20 protein-coding genes, 6 tRNA genes and 1 rRNA gene are annotated in these 21,808 nt (G+C 32.6%); 3 read left to right on the forward strand and 24 right to left on the reverse strand.

All coding sequences use genetic code 11. The annotated features are described in order from the left end of the window. Positions 1-116: 116 nt before the first annotated feature. Genes LQ682_RS13475 through LQ682_RS13485 form a run of 3 tightly spaced genes read right to left on the reverse strand, consistent with a single transcriptional unit; the run spans position 117 to position 2,063 of the window. On the reverse strand, positions 117-851 hold the full coding sequence (locus tag LQ682_RS13475) for a metallophosphoesterase family protein (RefSeq protein WP_239705467.1): 735 nt from the start codon (positions 849-851) through the stop codon (positions 117-119). Between the two features lie 24 nt (positions 852-875). Beyond that, entirely contained in the window at positions 876-1,517 is a 642-nt protein-coding gene (locus tag LQ682_RS13480) for an SDR family oxidoreductase (protein ID WP_064205304.1), read from the reverse strand. A gap of 12 nt (positions 1,518-1,529) precedes the next feature. Beyond that, positions 1,530-2,063, reverse strand: coding sequence for a CHAP domain-containing protein (locus LQ682_RS13485; protein WP_135032700.1), 534 nt, complete (start codon positions 2,061-2,063; stop codon positions 1,530-1,532). Positions 2,064-2,243: 180 nt separating this feature from the next. Here LQ682_RS13485 and LQ682_RS13490 point away from each other — a divergent pair, with 180 nt between their 5' ends. Continuing rightward, a complete protein-coding gene (locus LQ682_RS13490) occupies positions 2,244-3,191 on the forward strand; it encodes a hypothetical protein (RefSeq protein WP_064211419.1) in 948 nt (315 codons plus the stop codon). 59 nt (positions 3,192-3,250) lie between these two features. Here the strand turns inward: LQ682_RS13490 and LQ682_RS13495 are convergent, their stop codons facing one another. The 5 genes from LQ682_RS13495 to LQ682_RS13515 form a co-directional block, all read right to left on the reverse strand. Beyond that, complete coding sequence (locus tag LQ682_RS13495; RefSeq protein ID WP_016998492.1) at positions 3,251-3,910, reverse strand: haloacid dehalogenase type II; 660 nt, start codon at positions 3,908-3,910, stop codon at positions 3,251-3,253. 200 nt (positions 3,911-4,110) lie between these two features. After that, positions 4,111-4,965, reverse strand: coding sequence for an HAD family hydrolase (locus LQ682_RS13500; protein ID WP_016998493.1), 855 nt, complete (start codon positions 4,963-4,965; stop codon positions 4,111-4,113). Positions 4,966-5,029: 64 nt separating this feature from the next. Further along, on the reverse strand, positions 5,030-5,809 hold the full coding sequence (locus tag LQ682_RS13505; RefSeq protein WP_016998494.1) for an ABC transporter ATP-binding protein: 780 nt from the start codon (positions 5,807-5,809) through the stop codon (positions 5,030-5,032). Between the two features lie 146 nt (positions 5,810-5,955). Next, positions 5,956-6,408 carry a GNAT family N-acetyltransferase gene (locus LQ682_RS13510; RefSeq protein WP_016998495.1) on the reverse strand — a complete coding sequence of 151 codons (453 nt, stop codon included), beginning with the start codon at positions 6,406-6,408 and terminating at the stop codon, positions 5,956-5,958. Positions 6,409-6,426: 18 nt separating this feature from the next. Continuing rightward, the gene (locus LQ682_RS13515; protein WP_016998496.1) at positions 6,427-7,041 is read right to left on the reverse strand and encodes a DedA family protein; all 615 of its coding nucleotides are present in this window, start codon (positions 7,039-7,041) and stop codon (positions 6,427-6,429) included. A 237-nt stretch (positions 7,042-7,278) separates the two neighbouring features. Here LQ682_RS13515 and LQ682_RS13520 point away from each other — a divergent pair, with 237 nt between their 5' ends. Both LQ682_RS13520 and LQ682_RS13525 read left to right on the forward strand, forming a co-directional pair. Continuing rightward, complete coding sequence (locus tag LQ682_RS13520; RefSeq protein WP_345774114.1) at positions 7,279-8,721, forward strand: sodium:solute symporter family protein; 1,443 nt, start codon at positions 7,279-7,281, stop codon at positions 8,719-8,721. After that, entirely contained in the window at positions 8,714-10,318 is a 1,605-nt protein-coding gene (locus tag LQ682_RS13525) for an amidohydrolase (protein ID WP_016998498.1), read from the forward strand. Before LQ682_RS13520 ends, LQ682_RS13525 begins: the two co-directional genes overlap by 8 nt. A gap of 9 nt (positions 10,319-10,327) precedes the next feature. Here LQ682_RS13525 and LQ682_RS13530 read toward each other — a convergent pair whose 3' ends face one another. The 16 genes from LQ682_RS13530 to rrf form a co-directional block, all read right to left on the reverse strand. Then, the gene (locus LQ682_RS13530) at positions 10,328-11,107 is read right to left on the reverse strand and encodes an SDR family NAD(P)-dependent oxidoreductase (protein WP_016998499.1); all 780 of its coding nucleotides are present in this window, start codon (positions 11,105-11,107) and stop codon (positions 10,328-10,330) included. A gap of 294 nt (positions 11,108-11,401) precedes the next feature. Next, entirely contained in the window at positions 11,402-11,608 is a 207-nt protein-coding gene (gene copZ, locus LQ682_RS13535) for a copper chaperone CopZ (protein ID WP_016998500.1), read from the reverse strand. 20 nt (positions 11,609-11,628) lie between these two features. After that, positions 11,629-14,013 (reverse strand): heavy metal translocating P-type ATPase, encoded by a 2,385-nt coding sequence (locus LQ682_RS13540; protein ID WP_239724575.1) that lies wholly within the window; start codon positions 14,011-14,013, stop codon positions 11,629-11,631. A 15-nt stretch (positions 14,014-14,028) separates the two neighbouring features. Further along, the gene (locus tag LQ682_RS13545; RefSeq protein WP_016998501.1) at positions 14,029-14,331 is read right to left on the reverse strand and encodes a metal-sensing transcriptional repressor; all 303 of its coding nucleotides are present in this window, start codon (positions 14,329-14,331) and stop codon (positions 14,029-14,031) included. 197 nt (positions 14,332-14,528) lie between these two features. Beyond that, positions 14,529-16,331, reverse strand: coding sequence for a glutamine--fructose-6-phosphate transaminase (isomerizing) (gene glmS / locus LQ682_RS13550; protein ID WP_239724576.1), 1,803 nt, complete (start codon positions 16,329-16,331; stop codon positions 14,529-14,531). A 486-nt stretch (positions 16,332-16,817) separates the two neighbouring features. Beyond that, complete coding sequence (gene glmM / locus LQ682_RS13555; protein ID WP_135022350.1) at positions 16,818-18,170, reverse strand: phosphoglucosamine mutase; 1,353 nt, start codon at positions 18,168-18,170, stop codon at positions 16,818-16,820. 23 nt (positions 18,171-18,193) lie between these two features. Beyond that, on the reverse strand, positions 18,194-19,129 hold the full coding sequence (locus LQ682_RS13560) for a CdaR family protein (protein ID WP_016998505.1): 936 nt from the start codon (positions 19,127-19,129) through the stop codon (positions 18,194-18,196). Next, the gene (gene cdaA, locus LQ682_RS13565) at positions 19,130-19,936 is read right to left on the reverse strand and encodes a diadenylate cyclase CdaA (protein ID WP_016998506.1); all 807 of its coding nucleotides are present in this window, start codon (positions 19,934-19,936) and stop codon (positions 19,130-19,132) included. It abuts the gene before it with no gap. A 134-nt stretch (positions 19,937-20,070) separates the two neighbouring features. Next, positions 20,071-20,976: an arginase gene (rocF, locus tag LQ682_RS13570; protein WP_239724577.1), complete on the reverse strand. Its 906-nt coding sequence runs from the start codon at positions 20,974-20,976 to the stop codon at positions 20,071-20,073. Positions 20,977-21,199: 223 nt separating this feature from the next. Further along, a tRNA-Lys gene (locus LQ682_RS13575) sits at positions 21,200-21,272 on the reverse strand. Positions 21,273-21,275: 3 nt separating this feature from the next. Next, positions 21,276-21,350 (reverse strand) — tRNA-Gln (locus LQ682_RS13580). A gap of 4 nt (positions 21,351-21,354) precedes the next feature. Next, positions 21,355-21,438: transfer RNA gene (locus LQ682_RS13585), tRNA-Tyr, on the reverse strand. Positions 21,439-21,459: 21 nt separating this feature from the next. Next, a tRNA-Val gene (locus LQ682_RS13590) sits at positions 21,460-21,535 on the reverse strand. Between the two features lie 9 nt (positions 21,536-21,544). Next, a tRNA-Glu gene (locus LQ682_RS13595) sits at positions 21,545-21,616 on the reverse strand. 1 nt (position 21,617) lies between these two features. Beyond that, positions 21,618-21,692: transfer RNA gene (locus LQ682_RS13600), tRNA-Asn, on the reverse strand. A gap of 16 nt (positions 21,693-21,708) precedes the next feature. Beyond that, positions 21,709-21,808 (reverse strand): 5S ribosomal RNA (gene rrf, locus LQ682_RS13605); the annotation flags it as partial.

Consider the following 21,808-nt stretch of genomic DNA (forward strand, 5'->3'; position numbering starts at 1 on the left):
TTAAAAATGGCCAAATCCATAGCTTAGCTATGAATTTGACCAAAAAGACATTTTTATTATTTAGTTGTCTACTTGACAGGGTTAACTTCATCTACTTTAAAAGGAAGGCTTTTTATTTAAATAAATGATTCAAATATCAATTCTTTTCCTGGAACGTTCTTTTCTTCGAAGCCATCTAAAAATGCTTGGTTATCATATGGTACTTTAATACGTTCAACATTTATTGCACCATCTTTAACTTCAACGATACCATACACGGCATAAGCACCGTTGTTAAGACCTACTGAACCAGGGTTAAAATAAATTGTCTCAATATCATCAAAATGGTGTAACACGTGATTGTGTCCAAATGTAACAAAGTCTGCATCTATACCATTAAATAAGCCATGAACATGTTCTAAAGATGGTTCAACGATTGGTTGAAACGGATCTTCACTTATATGCTTATCCATATCTTCTTCTAATATACGATAATGGGTAAAGTAAAAATTCAGTCCATCTATTTCTTTTGTGATTTCTCGGTCTAATTGATTTAAAAAAGTATAATATTTAGAATCAAGATGTTCTACTATCCATTGATGGTGTTCGTAAAATTTATTTTTAAGACTTTCAGGATACGTTTCATTATGAGCTACTGCCATAATTGCTTCATCATGATTTCCAGCAATATTGGTCATATCCTTGCGATTTGTAACAAGGTCCAATACTTCATTCGTCTTATGACCAACTCCGATATTATCACCTAAATTATAAATGTGTTCTATATCAGAACGACTATCTATATCCTTTATTACCGCTTCTAAAGCATCATAATTACCATGTATATCTGTTAAAATAGCAAATTTAACCATAATACATCTCCTTAAATCACACTATTATTGTTGATTCACTGCTTCTGTTATATCTATATTTCCAGTAACAACTTGGAATTCTTTTCCGATTGTACCCTCGTTATTTAAAACAGCTTGTATAACTGAAGCAACGTCTTGGCGAGGGACTTCTCCACGTTCAACTTCTCCTGCTATTTCAACTTTTCCAGTGCCCTCATTATTAGTTAATAAGCCAGGATGTACAATTGTATAAGGTAGTTCAGATCTTCTTAAATGATCATCTGCATAATGTTTTGCGATTGTATAAGGTTTTAAATCACCTTCGAATGCCGAACGTCTTGTATCAAATGATGAAACGAGAACGAAGTGTTCAATATTAGCTCGTTTACTTGCTTCTATTGATTTCACAGCACCATCTAAATCAATAATAATTGTTTGGTCAGCACCAGTGTGTCCACCAGAACCAGCAGTGAAAACAACTTTATCTGCATCTTTAATTTTTTCAGCAATATCATCAATATCGTCATACTCTAAATCAAGAGAAGCTGTTTTAGCGCCTATTTCTTCAAAATAGCTAGCTTGGTTCGTTTTTCTTATTCCTGCTGTTACTTGATTACCTTCTTCTACTAAATCTTTTACAAGTAATCTACCGATTTGTCCATTTGCACCTATAACGAATATATTCATATAAAACACTCCTTATATTTTTTCATGGATAAATTGATAATTATGCAATCTATCCGATGTAATAACTCTTTTTGTTACTTCATATGGTTTCTCATAGTTCATATCTGATACAACTATATTACCATTTGAGTGTACTTCTTTTACAATTGCTACATGACCTAAATCACCATAATCTGTTTGCAGTATAGAACCTTTTGCTGGCTTACCATTCACTTTAAAGCCATCTTTTTTAGCCCTTTCCGCCCAGTGTTTAGCATCTCCCCACGAAGTTGGGATTCTTTTATCTATTTTTAAGCGTTCTTCAAATACATAAAAAGTACATTGTCCTTCTTGATAGAAATTACCTAGTGAACGGTCATCAGTTTTATCTTTTTGTTTAATTTGTTCTGTTCGTGATGCTATTTCTTTTTGTCGCATTTCTTTTTGAATATTATCAACATATTGGGTTACAAAGTTGAAGCCACCTTGTTGCTTGAATAAGATAAGTATCGTAATGATTATAACCCAAGTAACGATAAACATCGTGAAACGAAATAACTTCTTCATAGCTCACTCCTAAATTTAATCTACCCTCAATATATGAGTAATTTAATATGATATCAAACAAACTGCTTATTATGATAATTATATTAACTTTATCTCCCTCATATTTTTGACAATATTATGACATTTATAAAACTTTTTATGTTACGCTATTGATATAAAATAGAATACGGAGTGATCAATATGTTTGAATTTCATTTAGATTATTGGCGAAATGGTCGAGGACTTCATTTAAAGACAGTTCTCCTTTCAATATTAACGTCAATTGTTCTTGGTATCATCATGTTAGTGCCAGGTGTTATATTTTTAATAGGTGCCATTAGCATGATATCTTCTCAAGATTTCTCTGGCGAGCCTTCAGGCGGAGGTATCGTAGCCTTTTTAATATCTATGGTAATAGGTTTTATCGTTAGTTTATTATTATATGTTTTTGTCTTAATACCTATGACTTATGGGTTCTTAAAATATTATAAAGATACAGACTTAGGACGTGCGCCAAGATTTTCTGATTTGTTATTATTCTTCAAGAAAGGTAAATACGTAAAGACACTTAAACTAACTGCAATTATGTTTGTCATTTCTGTGGCATTAGCAATTGTATTATATATCGTTGTGTTTATTGTAGAATTGATATTTATCGCGATATTTGGCACTTCAGCTGCGTTTATAAACGAAAATAACTTTGGTGCTATGTCAGTATCATTCTTAATTATTATGTTACTTATGATGTTAATCATCTTTGCGCTTTACATACCAATTTATTATGTTGTCATTTTCTTAGTTAATACGGTTCTTGTACATATTGACCAACAATCACTGCCAACACTAAATAAATTATCTATAGGTTGGAACATCACAAGTAAAGGTCCTAAAAGTGCGTGGAAATTACTATTTAGTAATGTATTATATTTCATTGTTGCTTATATCATACTCGCTATAATCGCAGTTATTACCGCGCTTATAATATCATTACTTCCTGACGTACTAAAAATATTACTTGGCATTTTCGCTTATATTTTCGCATTTGTTTATTTAATAGCTATGAGTTATATCATGTACGGAAGTGTAATGAACTTCTATCATAAAAATAAAAATGCACTATACCCACAAAATGATCAACCTGATGAATAAATGATTAATAAAAAACTGAGAATCAAACCTTTAATTTGGATGATTCTCAGTTTTTTTCATTATTTTATTAAAGAAATTAAACCGTATAAAGTCTGGTATTCATGGTCAGGTTCAACATCGATATGTTCAAACTCCGTTAAATATCTATTAATCCATGCTGTCTTATATCCAAAATTCTGGGCACCAATAATATCCCATTTATTAGAAGAAACAAATAAAATATCTTCTTTGTTTAAATCTAATTTTTCATATAAATATTTATAACTGTTTGAATCTGGCTTATAAAGCCCTATTTCTTCTAAAGCTACAATATGTTTAAATTTATCTTCTATATGTGCATGTTCTAAAACAGTTAATACCATCCCTTCATTTCCATTGCTAAATACAATCTTATCTATATTCTCTAACTGATTTAAAACTTGTTCAGTTTCAGGAAAAGCTTCTAGCTTATTATATTCGTTTACACATTCAGATACATCTTCTGAATCGTAATCATATTCATTTCTATCTAATACATACTCAAGTGAGTCTTTTACTACGAGACTGAAAGGTTTATATTGATTTACTAATTGTCTTACGTGAATATATTCAATTAACTTTTGTCGCCAAGCTTTTGCGATTTTTTCTCCGTTACCCGGAAATAACTTCTCACACTTATTTTTAACACTATCGATATCAAATAATGTTCCATATATATCAAATACTATCGCTTTAATCATAGTATCACTCCTTCAAACGAGTACTATTATTAATATATCCGAACATTATTATTTCAATCGTTCCAAATAAATTGTGCACTACTTACATCTACGTAAATTACATGGCTAAAATATGACTTCTAACCAAAAGTAATTCTCCTAACCCGTTATTTTTAAACTAACAGATTAGGAGAATTATTTTTGTATGAGATTCTTATGTTTTATTCAGATAAAAATTTAAGTTTTAAAAATTCTGCTGCACCATTTTCGAGGTTAGATAATTGTGTTACTTCTTTACCTAGTAGCTTAATATGATCTGGTGCATTTTTCATTACGATAGGATTATCTACATGTTCTAACATTTGTCTGTCATTATCACTATCACCAATAGCGTAAGTTATAGCATCTTCTTCTATTTCGAAATGCGTTAAAACTTTTTGAATAGCTGTCGCTTTATTAACGCCTTTAGGCATTGTTTCTAAATTACAAGGTGTTGAATTTGATATTGATATATTTAAAGTTTCTTTTAAAGGTTCAACTACTTTTTCCCATCTATCGATATCAGTGTGATACTTTTTGAAGAAATAGATTTTAGAATAGGCATCATTTGGTATTTCATCTACCCAAGTGATTTTATCTTTCATTGCTTCTAATCTCGATTTCCATTCATTAATTTCTACATCTGCATCATCTGACTGCTCAAGTTCTGAAACTAATAATGCTTTATCACGATTTAAAGCTATTCTATCTTTATGATAAGGGAATAACTCATAATATATTTGGTGTTCTTCAGCTAAATCAATTAATTTATGTACTGTATCCATTTCTAACTGATATTTAAATATTTCTTCACCATCAATATAACCAACTGCTCCATTTGAAGATAAAATACCATCTACTTCAAAATCATCTGGCACAAGATAGTGTATCTCGTCATATGCGCGACCGGTTGCTAGAAAGACTTTCACACCTTTATTACGTACCTTTTTAATAATTTGAGTTGTGTAATTTGTTACTCTATTATCTTCATTTAAAATCGTACCGTCCATGTCTAAAAAAACTACTTGCGTTGTCATGTATAATCCTCCAAAGTTTATTTCCATTATTATTATTTCACGGAAGATTTATTTAATCAATTTTTTAGACTTTAGACAAAATTGGACGTCTACTTTTAAAAGTTACATCTACTTCTATATTGAATAAATCACTCATAGTTTCTGAATTAACAACTGATTCAATGCCCCCTGAAGCAAATACTTGTCCTTCTTTCAGCAACAATATATGTTTGAACACTGGCAATACCTCTTCTAAATGATGCGTTACATAAATCATTGTCGGACCATTTTTATCTTGACCGATATTTCCAATTCTTTCTAATAAATCCTCTCTTGCAACAAAATCTAAGCCGTTAGTCGGTTCGTCTAAAATAAGTAACCTAGGTTCTGACATTAAAGCTCTACCAATTAACACACGTGTTTGTTCACCTTGAGATAATGTACTAAATCTTCTATTTATATATGGTGTAATACCTAGCATCGCACAAATTTCTTCAGCTTTATTTCTAATCTCATCTGTAGGATCCTCGTATACACCAATTGAAGCATACGCTCCGCTAATAACAGTTGTAAAAGCATTATCTTCTTGACGCATTTTTTTAAATAATGATTGTGAGACGTAACCGATTTGCTTTCGAATATTATCCGCTGAGTAACCTGGTTTGCCTTGTTTCATATCTAATATTTCAAATTCGCCAGACGATGGTGCTGTATAAGCATTTATAATATCTAATATAGTAGATTTACCTGCTCCATTTAAACCGTACAACACCCAATGATCCCCATCTTTTATTTCCCAAGAAATATCTTTTAATATGTAATTACCTTCACGTATCCAGTTGATATTTTTTAAATCAAGTAACATTTTGTCATCCCCTCAAAGTTTTCATAATATTCACTCATTGTACATGAAATTACTTTGATGTTAAAGACCGGGATTCTAACAAGACTTTCATAAAAGAAGGAGTCTAAAACATAAATAACTGTCTCAGACTCCTTGATTATAATTTTCTATTTTAATTCTAATTCTAACCGAACCATATCTTTGCACTGTATGCCATTCTCATAAATGGGCTCATCATAATATTTTATAAAGTAATCAATATCAATGGACTTCATTCTAAAGCCTGCTTGTTGATATAGTTTTAATTGCCCAATCCCTGAATTACCAGTACCAACAGTAACAGTGTGACAATCTAAATTTTTAGCTACTTCAATAATATAATTTATTAACTGTTTACCTATACCTTGATGTTGATAATGTGAATCCACAGCTAAGTTTACAAGTTCAAATGTATTTGGCCTCGTTAATAATCCGACTACAATACCTACTGGTTGTCCTTCTTTAACAAATACAAATACTTCTCCACGTGAAGTATAATCATTTATTGCTTTTTGATTATCATCTGCTAATGAAAGCAACTCATAATGCTTATCAGTTAACAATTTGCATGTTTGGATCATCACATTCACCTACAGTTTTTATTTAGTAGAAGTTTTTTTCCTTTTTATAAACCAAATTATAAAAATTACCGCACTTACTGCAATAACTACATACATAATATTTGAATAAACATCCATATAATTTACAATTTGGTGCCAATTATTCCCTACTTTTGCTCCAACTAGAACAAGTACTAAGTTCCATATTAATGTACCTAACGTCGTTAATACTAAAAATAGCCATTGATTCATACCACTCATACCGGCTGGGATAGATATTAAACTTCTAATAAGTGGAATAAACCTACAGAAAAATACTGTCCAAGGTCCATATTTATCAAACCAAGCATCAGCTTTTCTAACATCTTCTTTTGTTAACCTTAAATACTTTCCCCATTTTTCAATGATTCGTTCAAGACGCTCAACGTTGAGAATACGACCAATCCAATATAATATGACCGCTCCACCTACAGAACCAATCGTCGATGCTACGACCACACCGAATATAGATAATTCGGATTTAGTCGTCATAAATCCTCCAAAGGTCAAAATGACTTCAGATGGTATAGGTGGAAATACATTCTCAACTAATATTAATAAGGCTATACCAAAATAGCCAAACTGTTCCATTACACTTGTTATCCAACTCTCCATTAATAGACTCCTTTAAGTTGTTTTCAATAATTTATTACCGTATTACATAAAACATAAACCATAAATTCAAAAAATTAAAAATAAAAGTTAAACTCCATTATATAACATTACAAGTGTGTTAGTGTCGGACTTTAGTATGAACATTTAATTAACGATTGTTATTTAAAATTTTCAGATTAATTAGAAATATTCAATAATTTACTTTATACTCTTATTATAACATTTTAAAGGAGAGTGATGAATTTGGGTTGGTATGCAACTTACTTTATAGTTTATTTCATATTTATGCTTGCAATAGCATATTATTATTTCAAAAAAATCAAAACTTATGAGGATTACTTAATCGGTGGTTGGAACACTGGGTTTTGGCAAATTACGGGGACAATTATAAGTACATTTTGTGGAGCCGCAGTATTCATCGGTTGGGTAGGACTCGGTTTTACAGTTGGGTTATCAGGTTATTGGAAATTCGCTTTTGTAGCGATTTTATTTTCATTAATATTAATATTAGGATTTGCCAGGCCACTTAGAAGGCAAAAGCTCATTACTTTAGCAGATTTATTTACTAAAAGATTTGGTGGTAAAGCAGGAGTAGTGCCTTCCATACTATCTGCGTTTATATATTCAGTACCGACAACGGCTCTACAAATGGTCGGTATGTCTACTGTCTTTAATATTACTTTTGATATGAATGTTTCATTAGGTATATTTATATCATTTGTCGTCATCTTAATATTCACTGTAATCGGAGGATTACCAGCAACTATGTTAACTGATGCTATTCAATCAATCATCATTATTATTGGTGTCGTTATTCTTGCGGTTGTTACGGTAGTTCATGTTGGAGGACTTTCAACACTTTTTGAAAACAGTAGTTCTAAACTTTTAAGTATTTCAGGACCAGATGGTTATGGGGAAGTCTTGCTTTATGCATTATCAGTCGGGCCATTTTATTTAGTATGGCAATCTATTTGGCAGAGAATCTTTGCTGCAAAAAGCGAAAATGTAGCTGTTTCAGCAAATGCCTTAGGGTTTGTAATTTCAGGTTTCATTTCTATTTTACCTTTTATTATTGGCTTAGCAGCAAGACAATTTGTTCCGCTTGATATGCACCCTGACTTAGTTTTTTCATATGTAACAGATTTATTATTATCTAGCCCACTAGGAGGACTTGTATTCTTAGGTTTATTAGCTGCTTTAATGACAGGAGCAACATCATTTATTTTACAAGGTAGCAGTAACCTGACAATTGATTTTTATCAAACATTTATTAATAAAAATGATAGCAGCAGAAAAATGTTAGTATTTTCGAGAATTTCAGTTGCAATCATAACAATATTGGCTTGTTTATTTGCATATACTGTAAGTGATATCGCCACTACATACCAATGGGCTTTAAGATTAACATCTACTATACTTGTCATACCATTTATTGCAGTAATGTTCTGGAAAGGTGTAACGAAAATTGGCGTTATGGTAAGTATGATAGGAACAGCAATACTTGTCTTATTATATCCTTTATTTAATTTACCTATTGATCATGCAATATTTGGATTTATAATTTCATTTATTTTATTAGTAGGCACAAGTTTACTAACTAAACACGATAAGTTAGAAACGATTCAAGCTGCTTATTTTGAAAAATTAGACAACCCGAATTTGGAGGATTATTATGAGTAACTTAATGATTAAAAACGTTAATATTATAGACATGGTTAATCCTAAACCTTATAAAAGTAATATATTAATTAAAGATGGAAAGATTAAAGAAATTAATACATCTATCAGTAATCAAAATGTTGAAACATTAGATGGTAAAGAACAATTTATTATACCTGGTTTTATTGATACACATAGTCATTTATTACTTTATGGCTTATTTAAAGAATTAGTAGATGTAAGGCCTGAAACAATTAAAAATATTTCAGACATTAAAAAAGCATTGAAACAACAATTACCTAAAAAGGATTCAGGGGAATGGATAGTTGGTCAAGGTTACAACGAACTAGAACTTGATGAAGAACGACATATTACGAAGCAAGAACTCGATGAAGTTTCAACTGAACACCCTATTTACTTACGTCATAGCTCTGCACATATGGGGGTTGCAAACAGTAAAGCTCTAGAAATAGCAAATATTAATGATGAAACAGAAAATCCTGAAGGTGGCTATTTTTCTAAAACGGATGGTACCTTAAACGGTTTACTTTATGAATTACCAGCAGTAGAAAAACTGTTACCTTATTTACCGAAACCATCTAAAGAAGAGATGATTGATGCGCTGAAAAATGCTGCTCAAGATTATATTGAAAAAGGTATTACAACAGCTTCAGAAGCGTCGGTTGGTCTAGCTCATGGTAAAGATGATATATCTGCTTATCATGAATATATACAATTAGAAAATGACATTAATTTAAGGATCATGATAGATTACCAACTGCTATTAAATGATGAAAGAATCAAAGATAAAACATATCAAGAATTAAATGAAGAAATACAAACACTTTCAAACCAAAAATGTACTTTGGATAGCGCTAAATTTTTCCAAGATGGATCAATCCAAATAAATACAGCAGCACTCACACAACCTTATAAAAATGAAAATACAAAGAGTGAGATTATTATAAAACAAGAAACATTAGAAAGTTTATATACATCGTTCGCAGAAAAAGGATTTCCATTAACAACGCATGCGAATGGCGATGCTGCTATTAAATCCATTATAAAAGCTTATTCTAAAATACAGTCTTTACCAAATTATAATCATGAAACACGAATTGAACATATTCAAACTGGTGAATATGAAGACATTGTGGCAATGAAAAACAATCAAATTTCCGGTTCATTTTTTACTAATCATATATATTATTTTGGTGATCAACATTATGAAAAATTTTTAGGTCCTAATCGAGCAAATCTAATAGATCCTGCAAGATGGGCTCAAGATTTAGGCGTGTTATATACGTTGCATTCAGACTGTCCTGTAACGCCCATCTCTCCAATAGATAATATAATGATTGCTTGTAATCGTAAAACAAAAAGCGGACGTACTTTAGGTAAAGAATTGAAATTAACACGCCTAGAATCATTAAAAGCAATGACTATAAACGGCGCAAAGCTCAACCATACCGAAAATCAAAATGGTACAATTGAGCCTAATAAAAACGCTGATTTTGTAATATTGAATCATAACCCATTAGACGAATCAATCGATCTAAATGATGATATGATTCAATATACGATTATTGGAGGAAAAGTAGTATATAAACGCTCATAGCCCATTAAATTATAAAGTGCCTATGAATCCACCATCAATATTAACTGAAGCTCCAGACACATATGAAGCGGCTGATGATGATAAGAAAGTGATCACATTGGCCGCTTCTTCTGTGTTCCCAATTCTTCCTAAAGGAATTGAACGGTCAATTTTTGAGTATTCTTCCCAAGATAACTCAGGATTTTCATTTTTCCATCTTTTTTCTAATTGTTCACTTCTTATAAGTCCTATACATACTGTATTGACTCTTATATTATATTCACCTAAATCTTTACTCATCGCTTTTGTAAGTGCCATGCCAGCAGCTCTTGATACAGAAGTAGGCAACGATGATTTAGGAGGTGTCTTGCCTAACGCTGCTGTGACATTAATGATTGAACCTTGTTCATTTTCTTTCATATAAGGGATTGCTGCTTTTGAACAATTTATGGCTCCAAATAATTTTAAATCAAGATCATCTTCCCAAAGTTCATTTTCCACTTCTTCAAATGCATGAGCTTGGGATGTACCAGCATTGTTCACTAATATATCTATCGTTCCAAAATTACCCACTGTTTCTTCTACAGCTTTTATACATTCTGACTTATCTGTTACATCAGCAATAATAATATGGACATTAGCTTTTGTGTGTTTTTGAATATAACTTTTTGCTTCTTCTAATCTATCTTTATTTCTAGCACAAATAGCTACTTTTGCTCCCTCTTTCGCCAAACATAAAGCTGATTCTAAACCGATACCTTTACTGCCTCCAGTAATTAATGCTACCTTGTTCTCTAATTTAAAATCCATCTAATACCCCTTTCTTTAGTTGTACTTATATCTCAATATACGTTAGTCTATATCTTACTGCAAAAATTCCCCCTTGTTTTCATGATGACTCTAGTTTCCTTATAAAAATAGGAGTGGACAGAAATTTCATTTTCTTAAAAAGATTTCGTAGTCCCACACTGCTTAGAATGACTAGTATTGAAAAAAGCTTTTTATAAACTTATTTTCAGTCAAATCAGCTACTGCCAATACAAAATAAAGTCCTAGACAATTATTTATGTCCAGGACTCATATAAAATTCATTATATTTTCTTGTTATGCTTCAACATCGTATCCTTGATCTTCTATTGCTTCTTTCATCTGGTCAAAGTTTACTTTGCCTTCTTCATATGCTACTTGTACATTATTTTCTTCTAAGTTTACAGCGGCATTATTTACACCATCTAATTGATTTAAAGCACCTTCTACTGATGATTTACAATGATTACAAGTCATACCTTCTACTTTAATTGTTTGTTCCATTATATACATCTCCTTATAATTTATAGTTTAACTCTTTTTAATCTTAAAGCATTAGTGACAACACTAACTGAACTTAGAGCCATTGCAGCCCCTGCTATCCACGGTGCTAATAAACCGAGGGCAGCTATAGGTATACCAGCTGTGTTATACCCAAATGCCCAGAATAAGTTTTGTTTAATATTTTTAATTGTTGCGTGACTAATCTTGATTGCTTTAGGGATTAATAATAGTTCTCCCCCTAAAATCGTTACGTCAGCTGCTTCTATCGCTACTTCAGTTCCAGTTCCTATAGCTATTCCGATATCTGCTACTACTAATGCAGGTGCATCATTTACACCATCTCCGACCATAGCTACTTTCTTGCCTTTATCTTGTAAAGCTTTTATTTCATTTGATTTTTCTTCTGGTAATACTTCTGCTATAACTGAATCAATACCTACTTGCTTAGCAATAGCTTGCGCAGTTCTTTCATTATCACCTGTAAGCATAATTACTTCTAATCCTTCATCTTGCATCAGTTTAATCGATTCAGGTGCCGTTTCTTTAATTGTATCAGCAACTGCTACTACGCCTTTATATTGACCATTAACTGCCATTAACATTGCAGTTTTACCTTGATGTTCAAAGTTTGTAAGTGTTTCTTCAACTTGATTAACTGAAATTTGAGCATCAGTCATTAGTTTTCTATTACCTACTAATATTTCATTTCCATCTATAGTTGCTTTTATACCGTGTCCAGGTATTGCATCAAAGCTTGATACGTCTTTTAAAGTTAAATCTTTTTCTGTAGCATATGCAACTATTGCTTCAGCTAGTGGATGTTCAGATCCTCTTTCTGCACTTGCCAACAATTGTAAAGTTTCATCGTCACCTGTAAAGTCAGTCACTTCTGGTTTTCCTTTTGTTATTGTTCCTGTCTTATCTAGAACAATAGCATTTAATTGGTGTGTTCTCTCTAAGTGTCCGCCACCTTTAAATAAAATACCACTTTCTGCTGCTTTACCCGTGCCTACCATGATAGAAGTAGGTGTTGCTAACCCTAAAGCACATGGACAAGCAATAACGAGCACTGCAATTGCAGCTACAAGTGCGCCTTCAAATTGTCCTGGGTTAACTAAAGTTATCCATATCACAAATGTTAAGATTGCTATTCCAACCACGATTGGTACGAAATAACCTGATATAACATCGGCAAGTCTTTGTATAGGAGCTTTAGACCCTTGAGCTTCTTCTACAACTTTAACGATTGATGCTAAAGCAGTATCTGAACCAACTTTTGTTGCTTTCATTTCAATTGAACCATTTTTATTAATTGTTGAACCAATTAACGCTTCATCTATTGATTTCTCTACCGGTATAGATTCACCAGTAATCATTGATTCATCAATAGAAGTATTTCCTTTTATAACTTTACCGTCTACTGGTATTTTTTCACCAGGTTTAATTCTTAAAACATCACCTACTACAACTTCTTCTACAGGTATCATCATTTCTTTGTCTTCTCTAATAACCCTTGCTTCTTTCGCTTGTAAATTAAGAAGTGATGATAATGCATTTGTTGTTTGACTTTTTGCTCTTTGCTCTAAATATTTACCGAATAAAATAAGAGTGATTAGAACTGCGCTTGTTTCAAAGTATAAATGTGGCATGTATTCTGGATTACCAATAGTTTTAATCGCTTCGTATAAACTATAAAAATATGCCGCACTAGTACCTAATACAACAAGCACATCCATATTGGCGCCGCCGTTTTTCAAATTTTTATATGCTCCAATATAGAACTGCCATCCTATTACGAATTGAACAGGTGTAGCAAGAATAAATTGAAACCATGGATTCATAAATATACTAGGTAATTGAACATTAAATAAATGAACAAGCATTGTCATGAATAGTGGCAAGGATAAAACTGCTGAAATAATTAATTTTAATTTCATTTGTTTTATTTCTTTTTGTTTGTGTGTTTCTTTATTTTTCATTTCACTTTTTGCTTGTGCATCATATCCTAATTTTTTAATTTTATCTATGATTGCTTTAATATCCACTATTTCAGGATTATATTCTATATTAGCCTGTTCTGTAGTTAAATTAACTGTTGCTTGCTCAATGCCTTCTTGTCTATTTAATACTTTCTCGATACGACTTGAACATGCTGCACATGTCATACCAAATACATCAAGTTCTGCCTTTTCTGTTAACACGCCATATCCAAGTTTTTCAATTTTATTAGTTATATCCTTTAAAGAAGATTGTTCAGGATCAAATGAAACAGATGCTTTTTCTGTTGTTAAGTTCACTTTGGCATCTACACTGTCCATTCTATTTAACACTTTCTCAATTCGACTTGAACATGCTGCACATGTCATGCCAGTGACGCCAACAGTTGTTTGTTTCTGATTTGCCACTTATACCACACCTCCTTATTTAGAAAATTGTTTAAGAACACTCATTAATTCATCTATTGTTTCTTCGCCTTCGCCTTTTTGGATAGCATCTGTAACACAATGTTTAATATGACGTTCTGTTACTGCAAACCCAACATTCTTAAGTGCAGACTGTATAGCACTAATTTGAACGAGTATATCCACACAATAACGGTCTTCTTCAACCATACTTTGAATACCTCGTACTTGCCCTTCAATACGTTTTAATCTATTTAATACTTTCTCTTTTTCTTCTTTAGTTCTTGGTGTTACAGGATGATCATGTAAAAACTCTCCCATATACTCACGTCCTTTCTTAATTAATACTATACCCCCCTAGCGTATATTTTTCAAGTTTTTTGTTTATAAAATTAAATATGATACATAATTTTCTATAAAAAAATCTATTAGTCCAACCGCGGCAATGATTACTGACAATATAAAAAAAGAGCCGGAGACATTGATTATGTCCCAGACTCTTTAAAAACTAAAATATATTATTCAACTGTTACTGATTTAGCTAAGTTACGTGGTTTATCTACGTCACAGCCTCTGTGAAGCGCTGCGTAATAAGAAACTAATTGTAGTACTACTACTGAAACAAGTGGTGATAATAATTCATGTACATGTGGGATTACATAAGTATCCTCATCATGTTCTAATCCTTCCATAGAAATGATACAAGGATTAGCTCCACGTGCTACTACTTCTTTTACATTACCACGGATAGATAAGTTAACTTTTTCTTGAGTAGCTAATGCAATAATTGGCGTACCTTCTTCAATTAAAGCAATTGTTCCGTGTTTCAACTCTCCTCCAGCAAATCCTTCTGCTTGGATATACGAAATTTCTTTAAGTTTTAAAGCACCTTCTAAGCCAACATAGTAATCCATCGTACGACCAATGAAGAATGCGTTGCGAGTTGTTTCTAAGAAATCTTTAGCAATTTGTTCCATTTTAGAAGCATCATCGACGATAGCTGTAATAGCTGTCGTTACTTTTGCAAGTTCTGGTAAAATATCAACACCTGTTTCTTTACCATGAGCATTTGCTACAACTTGTGAAAGAATCGCTAATACTGCGATTTGAGCTGTATATGCTTTTGTAGAAGCAACAGCAATTTCAGGACCTGCATGTAAGATTAATGTATGATCCGCTTCACGAGATAAAGTAGAGCCAGGAACATTTGTAATCGTCAGTGCTTTATGACCAAGACGTTTCGCTTCAACTAATACTGCACGACTATCTGCTGTTTCACCTGATTGTGAAATAAAGATAAATAATGGTTTCTTAGATAGTAATGGCATATTGTAAACAAATTCTGAAGCTACATGTACTTCCGTAGGTACTTCAGCCCATTTTTCGATATATTCTTTACCTACTAAACCAGCATGATAACTTGTACCACAAGCTACAATGTATATTCTATCTGCTTGTGCAACATCATCGATAATTTCTTTATCGATTTTTAAGTTACCTTCATCATCTTGATAATTTTGAATAATGTTACGCATAACTGCAGGTTGTTCATGAATTTCTTTTAACATGTAATGATCGTAAGTACCTTTTTCAACATCTGATGCATCAATTTCTGCTTTATAGTTATCTCTATCGATAACATTGCCTTCTTGATCTTTAATGATTACTTTATCTTTTTTCACTATTACAATTTCATTATCTACTAACTCTTTATAAGTATCTGTGACAGCTAGCATCGCAATTGCATCTGAAGCAATAACGTTGAAGCCATCTCCAACACCAACTAATAATGGTGATTTATTTTTAGCAACATAAATAGTTTCTGCATCTTGTTCATCTAATAAGCCTAATGCATAAGAACCATGTAGTAATGATAATACTTTATTAAAAGCTTCTTCAGTTGTTAAACCTTCATTTGAAAAATGTTCAATTAATTCTACAATTACTTCAGTATCAGTATCTGATTTAAATGTTACACTTTGTAAAAATTCATTTCTTAATTGTTCATAGTTCTCTATTACACCATTGTGTACTAAAGTAAAACGACCTGATGTTGATTGGTGAGGGTGTGCATTTTCGTAGTTAGGTACACCATGTGTTGCCCAACGAGTATGTCCAATCCCAATATTTCCATCAAAATCATTATCTGCAACTTTACGTAATTCAGCAATTCTACCTTTTTCTTTAAATACTTTTATTTCTTCTTCGTTACGAACAGCAATACCTGCTGAATCATAGCCTCTATATTCTAATTTTTCTAATCCTCTAAGTAATAATTCTTTTGCATTGGCTGTACCAATATATCCGACGATTCCACACATAAATTAAATTCCTCCAATTTTAAATAAGCGGTTAGACAACTTCAAAAAGTGTCCAGTCGCTTTCAGTACGTTATTGACTTCATGGCTGTTTCAATGACTTTGGACATACAGTCACCCATATGCTTTAACCATTGAACTTTCGAATGAGCCACATCCGGGATAGCATCCGCCGATAATTCGATAACCATCCTCCTCGTCAACAAAAGCGAAATTATTCATTCAACATGTATCTGAATATACACGCATCTTTAGTCATAATTCCCTTTTGTTCAGGCGCTATAAGTTTCCTTATTTTGATAAACCTCACAATCCTCCTTTAGTGAACTTTCTTTATTCTACAATGAATCTCATTATTGTGCAATTATATCACTATATATATCAACTTATTTTATAAATTTATATTAAATGAACTTGTGATAATAATTTATAATAAAAAAACGGTTGAGCCATAAAACATATGACTCAACCGCTTTTATATTCATTTAATTATTCAATTCCCATTTCTCTTTTAACAACTTCTGCAATACTATTTACATATCTTTCAGCATCTTCTTCAGTTTTAGCTTCTACCATTACACGAACTAACGGTTCTGTTCCAGATGGACGTACTAAAATACGGCCTTCTCCATTCATTTCAACTTCAACTTTTGTAATAATTTCTGCAACTTTAGTATTTTCTTCAACACCATACTTATCAGAAACTTTTACATTGACTAAACGCTGAGGATATTTTTTCATTTTACTTGCTAATTCGCTTAATGATTTACCCGTTCTTTTAACGATGCTTGCTAAATGTACACCTGTTAGTAAACCATCACCTGTTGTATTATAGTCCATTAATACGATATGGCCAGATTGCTCGCCTCCAAGACTATAAGAACCTCTTCTCATTTCTTCTACAACATATCTGTCGCCTACTTTAGTTTTGTCGGATTTTATACCTACTTCTTCTAAAGCTTTATAGAAACCTAAATTACTCATTACTGTTGATACAACCATATTATCTTTTAATTCACCTTGTTCAGCCATATCTTGCGCTAAAATGAACATAATTTGGTCACCGTCTACTATTTGACCTTTTTCATCAACCGCTATAATTCTGTCTCCATCACCATCAAATGCTAAACCAAAATCTGCTTCGTACTCTACAACTGCATTAGATAATTCTTCAGGATGTGTAGATCCAACATTTAAATTAATATTATAGCCATCCGGTTTACAACCAATTGTCTCACTAGAGGCTTCTAAATCTCCGAATAAATAAGGAGCTAGAGAATATGTAGCACCGTGCGCGCCATCTAATACAATTTTAAGCCCTTCTAAGTCTCCATCCACTGTTGACTTAATATAGCTCATATATTTTTGAGCGCCTTCGAAATAATCAGATATATGATTTAATTCCTTACCTGTAGGTCTTGGTAAATTATCTTCAGTTGAATCTAATAATTTTTCTATTTCTAATTCTTCATCATCAGTCAGCTTGAAACCATCTGGTCCGAAGAATTTAATACCATTATCTGCTACTGGATTATGAGAAGCACTAATCATAACACCTAAATCTGCTTCTACTTCTTTAGTTAAATAAGCTACACCTGGTGTTGAAATGACACCTAATCTCATAACTTCTGCTCCTATTGATGATAGACCAGCAATTAAAGCAGATTCTAACATTTCTCCTGATACTCGTGTATCTCTACCTACTAATACTTTCGGGTTTTCGCTATTATGCTTTTTAGCTAAAACATATCCACCAAATCTACCTAATTTAAAAGCAATTTCAGGAGTTAATTCAGAATTCGCTACTCCCCTTACACCATCAGTACCAAAATATTTGCCCATTTGTAATTCTCCTTTTATTTCCATTAGTTTTTAGAAGTTTTTATTTTTGCTTCGACTTTGTTGAATTCGGCTTCGTCTATATCATCAGGTAAATTTAAATCTACCTTTTTCGTTGTATCATTATCGATATCCGATACATCTACTGGCACATCTATTGAACTAATACCATCTAATACATTACGTGAACCGTATATTTTAACTTCTGATTTATCTAAACTTATATCGTCAATATTTGTGTTTTTTGAAGCAGATCCTTTTGTGACAGGATTTAAACTTACTGTTTTACTCGATCTCGCAACTTTAATGTTTACATTAACGGTATCAGGTCTAATTTGAACATCTAATTTGTTCAAGTTACTATCTAGTACGCTAATGCCTGCTTTCTCAGTTGTATCATCAGTAAGTTGTTTATTCTCATCTAATGTTGCCTTTACATATGCGATTTTATTTAATTCTTCTTGACCACCAGTAATCGTTATTTGTGATGGATTAACTGTTTCACCTAATAATTCATAACCGGAAGCGATTCTATTTTGATTGATTTCAGCTTCGATTGGGAATTTCTTAGATACTTTTTCTTGTAAAGAAACAGTTGTGGTTTTCGGAATAACTTGATAATTCAAATCTTTGTTTAATCCTTTTACTTTAAAGCTTTCTTTATATTCTCCTACTGATTTATTCTTTAGATTAAGTTCCACCTTAAAATTAAGTAATTTTTCTGTTTTTAAGATTGTAGATTGTGGTCCTGAAACTTTAACATCTACTGTCTTAGGTGCACCTGATAAGTATAATTCTTTAGAATTGTAAACTGTTTCAACAGGAACATCCTCTATAACATGATCAGAATTTTTTAACGTTGTTTCGTTAAATAAACTACCAAATACATTATTAACAGATAAGAACATGACTAAAGCTAGTACTAATGCGACAAAACGTAATCCCCATTTAGATTCTAGCATCTACTTCACATCCTTTCTGCTTTGAACAGAACCAAACCAATGCTCAACTAGTAATTCCCTAAAAGTATCACTAGATATTTCTTTTCTTAATTTACCATCAAATGAAACAGAAATCGACCCCGTTTCTTCAGATACAACTACTGTAAATGCATCTGAAACTTCAGAGATACCTACCGCCGCTCTATGTCTTGTACCTAAACTTTTAGATATTTTTTGACTATCTGATAATGGTAAGTAACTTGCAGCTGTAGCAATCTTTTGTTCTCTAATAATCATAGCCCCATCATGTAATGGTGTATTAGGAATGAATATATTAGTGAGTAGCTCTTGAGTAATATCAGCGTTAATAGGGATGCCCGTCTCTATGTAATCCTGCAAACCTGTTTCTTTCTCAAAGACTATGAGTGCACCTATACGTCTCTTAGCCATGTATTGAACAGCTTTATCGATACTATCAGTTAGACGTTCTTGTTCAGCAGAGGTCGTTACATTTACGCGTTTAAACAAGCTACCTCTACCTAACTGTTCTAGAGCTCTTCTAAACTCTGGTTGGAATATAACAATAATCGCTAAAAATCCCCATTGTAATACGAAGTCAAATAATAGCGTTGTTGTTGTTAAATTTAAAAAATCACTTACTGTTCTACCAATTATGATGAAAAATATACCTTTTAATAATTGTATCGCTTTTGTACCTTTCACTACTGTAATAATTAAGTACAATACATACCATACAATAATCAAATCAAGTATACCTGTTATAACTTTTATGGCACTTAAATCGCCAAAAATGTCAGGTAACTGCATAGTATCTCCTCCGTATTTCGTTAACCTATTATTTATTATATCAATTTTTCAGTTATATTGTTAATTTAAATAAAAAAGAAGTCTCTATAATTAGAGACTTCTTTATTTATAATGATTTTATTCATAATTGTCAATTATAATAGTTTTTCACCAAAAAATGAACCCATTAATCCAATCGCTAATCTAGCTGTTTTATTATATTCATCAATAAGTGGGTTTACTTCTACTAAGTCAGCAGAAACAATCAATTTAGATTCATGCAACATTTCCATCGCAAGATGACTTTCTCTATATGTAGCTCCACCAGGTACAATAGTTCCTGTTCCTGGTGTTTCAACAGGATCTAAAGCATCAACGTCTAGCGATAAGTGAATACCATCCGTTTTATCTTTTAGATATTCTATCGTTTCTGAAATGACTTGTCCCATACCTAACCTATCAATATCAGCCATAGTATATGTTAAAATACCTGCTTCTTTTATGTACTTTTTCTCGCCTTCATCTAAATCTCTCATACCTATTAATACGACATTTTCAGGTTTAACTTTATTTTTATATCCACCAATGTTTGTCAGTGCTTCATCACCTTCACCAATCAATGCTCTTAATGGCATACCGTGTATATTTCCGCTAGGAGAAGACTCTAACGTATTTAAATCACCGTGTGCATCGTACCAAATCACGCCTAAATTTTCATAGTGTTTACTAATACCAGCTATAGAGCCTATTGATAAAGAATGATCTCCACCTAGTATGAGTGGAAAGTGACCTTTTTCAACGGTTTCATTCACAGATTCGTATAAATTATTTGAAAAAGCAATTACTTCCTCTAAATTACGAAGACCTTTTTGTTCACTTTTATATTTCTTCATGTCTAGAACTGGTGATTGAACATTACCTTTATCAATTACTTCATGTCCAATATCTTCTATTCTCTCTATTAAACCAGCATATCTTAATGCATCCGGTCCAAAGTTAACACCTAATTTACGTTGACCAAAGGCAGTGGGTGCACTAATAATTTCAATACGTTTACTCATATTTTAAATCCCCCTTAATTGTCATTACTATTATATTCTAGTATATGTAAGCACTTACATCAAGGTATATAAGGGTTTATGGATATTATTAATATATTACAAATATTTATTCATATATGTATATAGAAACGCCTCTGCAACAATATCCTAATACATATACATGTATATGCAAAAATGCTTAAAAACAAAAAAGACATTAGTGAAATCACTAATGTCTTCAATATGAGCCATAGAGGATTCGAACCTCTGACCCTCTGATTAAAAGTCAGATGCTCTACCAACTGAGCTAATGGCTCTAATGGCTGGGCTAGCTGGATTCGAACCAGCGGGTGACGGAGTCAAAGTCCGTTGCCTTACCGCTTGGCTATAGCCCAACAATGGTGGAGGGGGGCAGATTCGAACTGCCGAACCCGAAGGAGCGGATTTACAGTCCGCCGCGTTTAGCCACTTCGCTACCCCTCCAGCTTATTTAGTTATTAGAAATGGTGGAGAATGACGGGTTCGAACCGCCGACCCTCTGCTTGTAAGGCAGATGCTCTCCCAGCTGAGCTAATTCTCCATATAAAAATGACCCCTACGGGACTCGAACCCGTGTTACCGCCGTGAAAGGGCGGTGTCTTAACCGCTTGACCAAGGGGCCATGGCTCCACAGGTAGGATTCGAACCTACGACCGATCGGTTAACAGCCGATAGCTCTACCACTGAGCTACTGTGGAATAATACTAATAATTTGCCCGGCAACGTCCTACTCTCGCGGAACGTAAGTCCAACTACCATCGGCGCTAAAGAGCTTAACTTCTGTGTTCGGCATGGGAACAGGTGTGACCTCTTT

The sequence above is a fragment of the Mammaliicoccus sp. A-M4 genome, assembly GCF_022386955.1.
GTDB classification, from domain to species: Bacteria; Bacillota; Bacilli; order Staphylococcales; family Staphylococcaceae; genus Mammaliicoccus; species Mammaliicoccus lentus.

Bases quoted from the DNA above. Each gene is read 5' to 3' on its own strand.
- LQ682_RS13545 (WP_016998501.1), bottom strand. From the start codon at position 14,331: ATGGGAGAGTTTTTACATGATCATCCTGTAACACCAAGAACTAAAGAA.
- LQ682_RS13530 (WP_016998499.1), bottom strand. From the start codon at position 11,107: ATGGATTTTAAATTAGAGAACAAGGTAGCATTAATTACTGGAGGCAGT.
- LQ682_RS13510 (WP_016998495.1), bottom strand. From the start codon at position 6,408: ATGATCCAAACATGCAAATTGTTAACTGATAAGCATTATGAGTTGCTT.
- LQ682_RS13505 (WP_016998494.1), bottom strand. From the start codon at position 5,809: ATGTTACTTGATTTAAAAAATATCAACTGGATACGTGAAGGTAATTAC.
- LQ682_RS13475 (WP_239705467.1), bottom strand. From the start codon at position 851: ATGGTTAAATTTGCTATTTTAACAGATATACATGGTAATTATGATGCT.
- LQ682_RS13515 (WP_016998496.1), bottom strand. From the start codon at position 7,041: ATGGAGAGTTGGATAACAAGTGTAATGGAACAGTTTGGCTATTTTGGT.
- LQ682_RS13490 (WP_064211419.1), top strand. From the start codon at position 2,244: ATGTTTGAATTTCATTTAGATTATTGGCGAAATGGTCGAGGACTTCAT.
- glmM (WP_135022350.1), bottom strand. From the start codon at position 18,170: ATGGGCAAATATTTTGGTACTGATGGTGTAAGGGGAGTAGCGAATTCT.
- LQ682_RS13485 (WP_135032700.1), bottom strand. From the start codon at position 2,063: ATGAAGAAGTTATTTCGTTTCACGATGTTTATCGTTACTTGGGTTATA.
- copZ (WP_016998500.1), bottom strand. From the start codon at position 11,608: ATGGAACAAACAATTAAAGTAGAAGGTATGACTTGTAATCATTGTAAA.
- LQ682_RS13500 (WP_016998493.1), bottom strand. From the start codon at position 4,965: ATGACAACGCAAGTAGTTTTTTTAGACATGGACGGTACGATTTTAAAT.
- cdaA (WP_016998506.1), bottom strand. From the start codon at position 19,936: ATGCAGTTACCTGACATTTTTGGCGATTTAAGTGCCATAAAAGTTATA.
- LQ682_RS13520 (WP_345774114.1), top strand. From the start codon at position 7,279: ATGAATTTGGGTTGGTATGCAACTTACTTTATAGTTTATTTCATATTT.
- LQ682_RS13525 (WP_016998498.1), top strand. From the start codon at position 8,714: ATGAGTAACTTAATGATTAAAAACGTTAATATTATAGACATGGTTAAT.
- LQ682_RS13480 (WP_064205304.1), bottom strand. From the start codon at position 1,517: ATGAATATATTCGTTATAGGTGCAAATGGACAAATCGGTAGATTACTT.
- LQ682_RS13560 (WP_016998505.1), bottom strand. From the start codon at position 19,129: ATGCTAGAATCTAAATGGGGATTACGTTTTGTCGCATTAGTACTAGCT.
- glmS (WP_239724576.1), bottom strand. From the start codon at position 16,331: ATGTGTGGAATCGTCGGATATATTGGTACAGCCAATGCAAAAGAATTA.
- LQ682_RS13495 (WP_016998492.1), bottom strand. From the start codon at position 3,910: ATGATTAAAGCGATAGTATTTGATATATATGGAACATTATTTGATATC.
- rocF (WP_239724577.1), bottom strand. From the start codon at position 20,976: ATGAGTAAACGTATTGAAATTATTAGTGCACCCACTGCCTTTGGTCAA.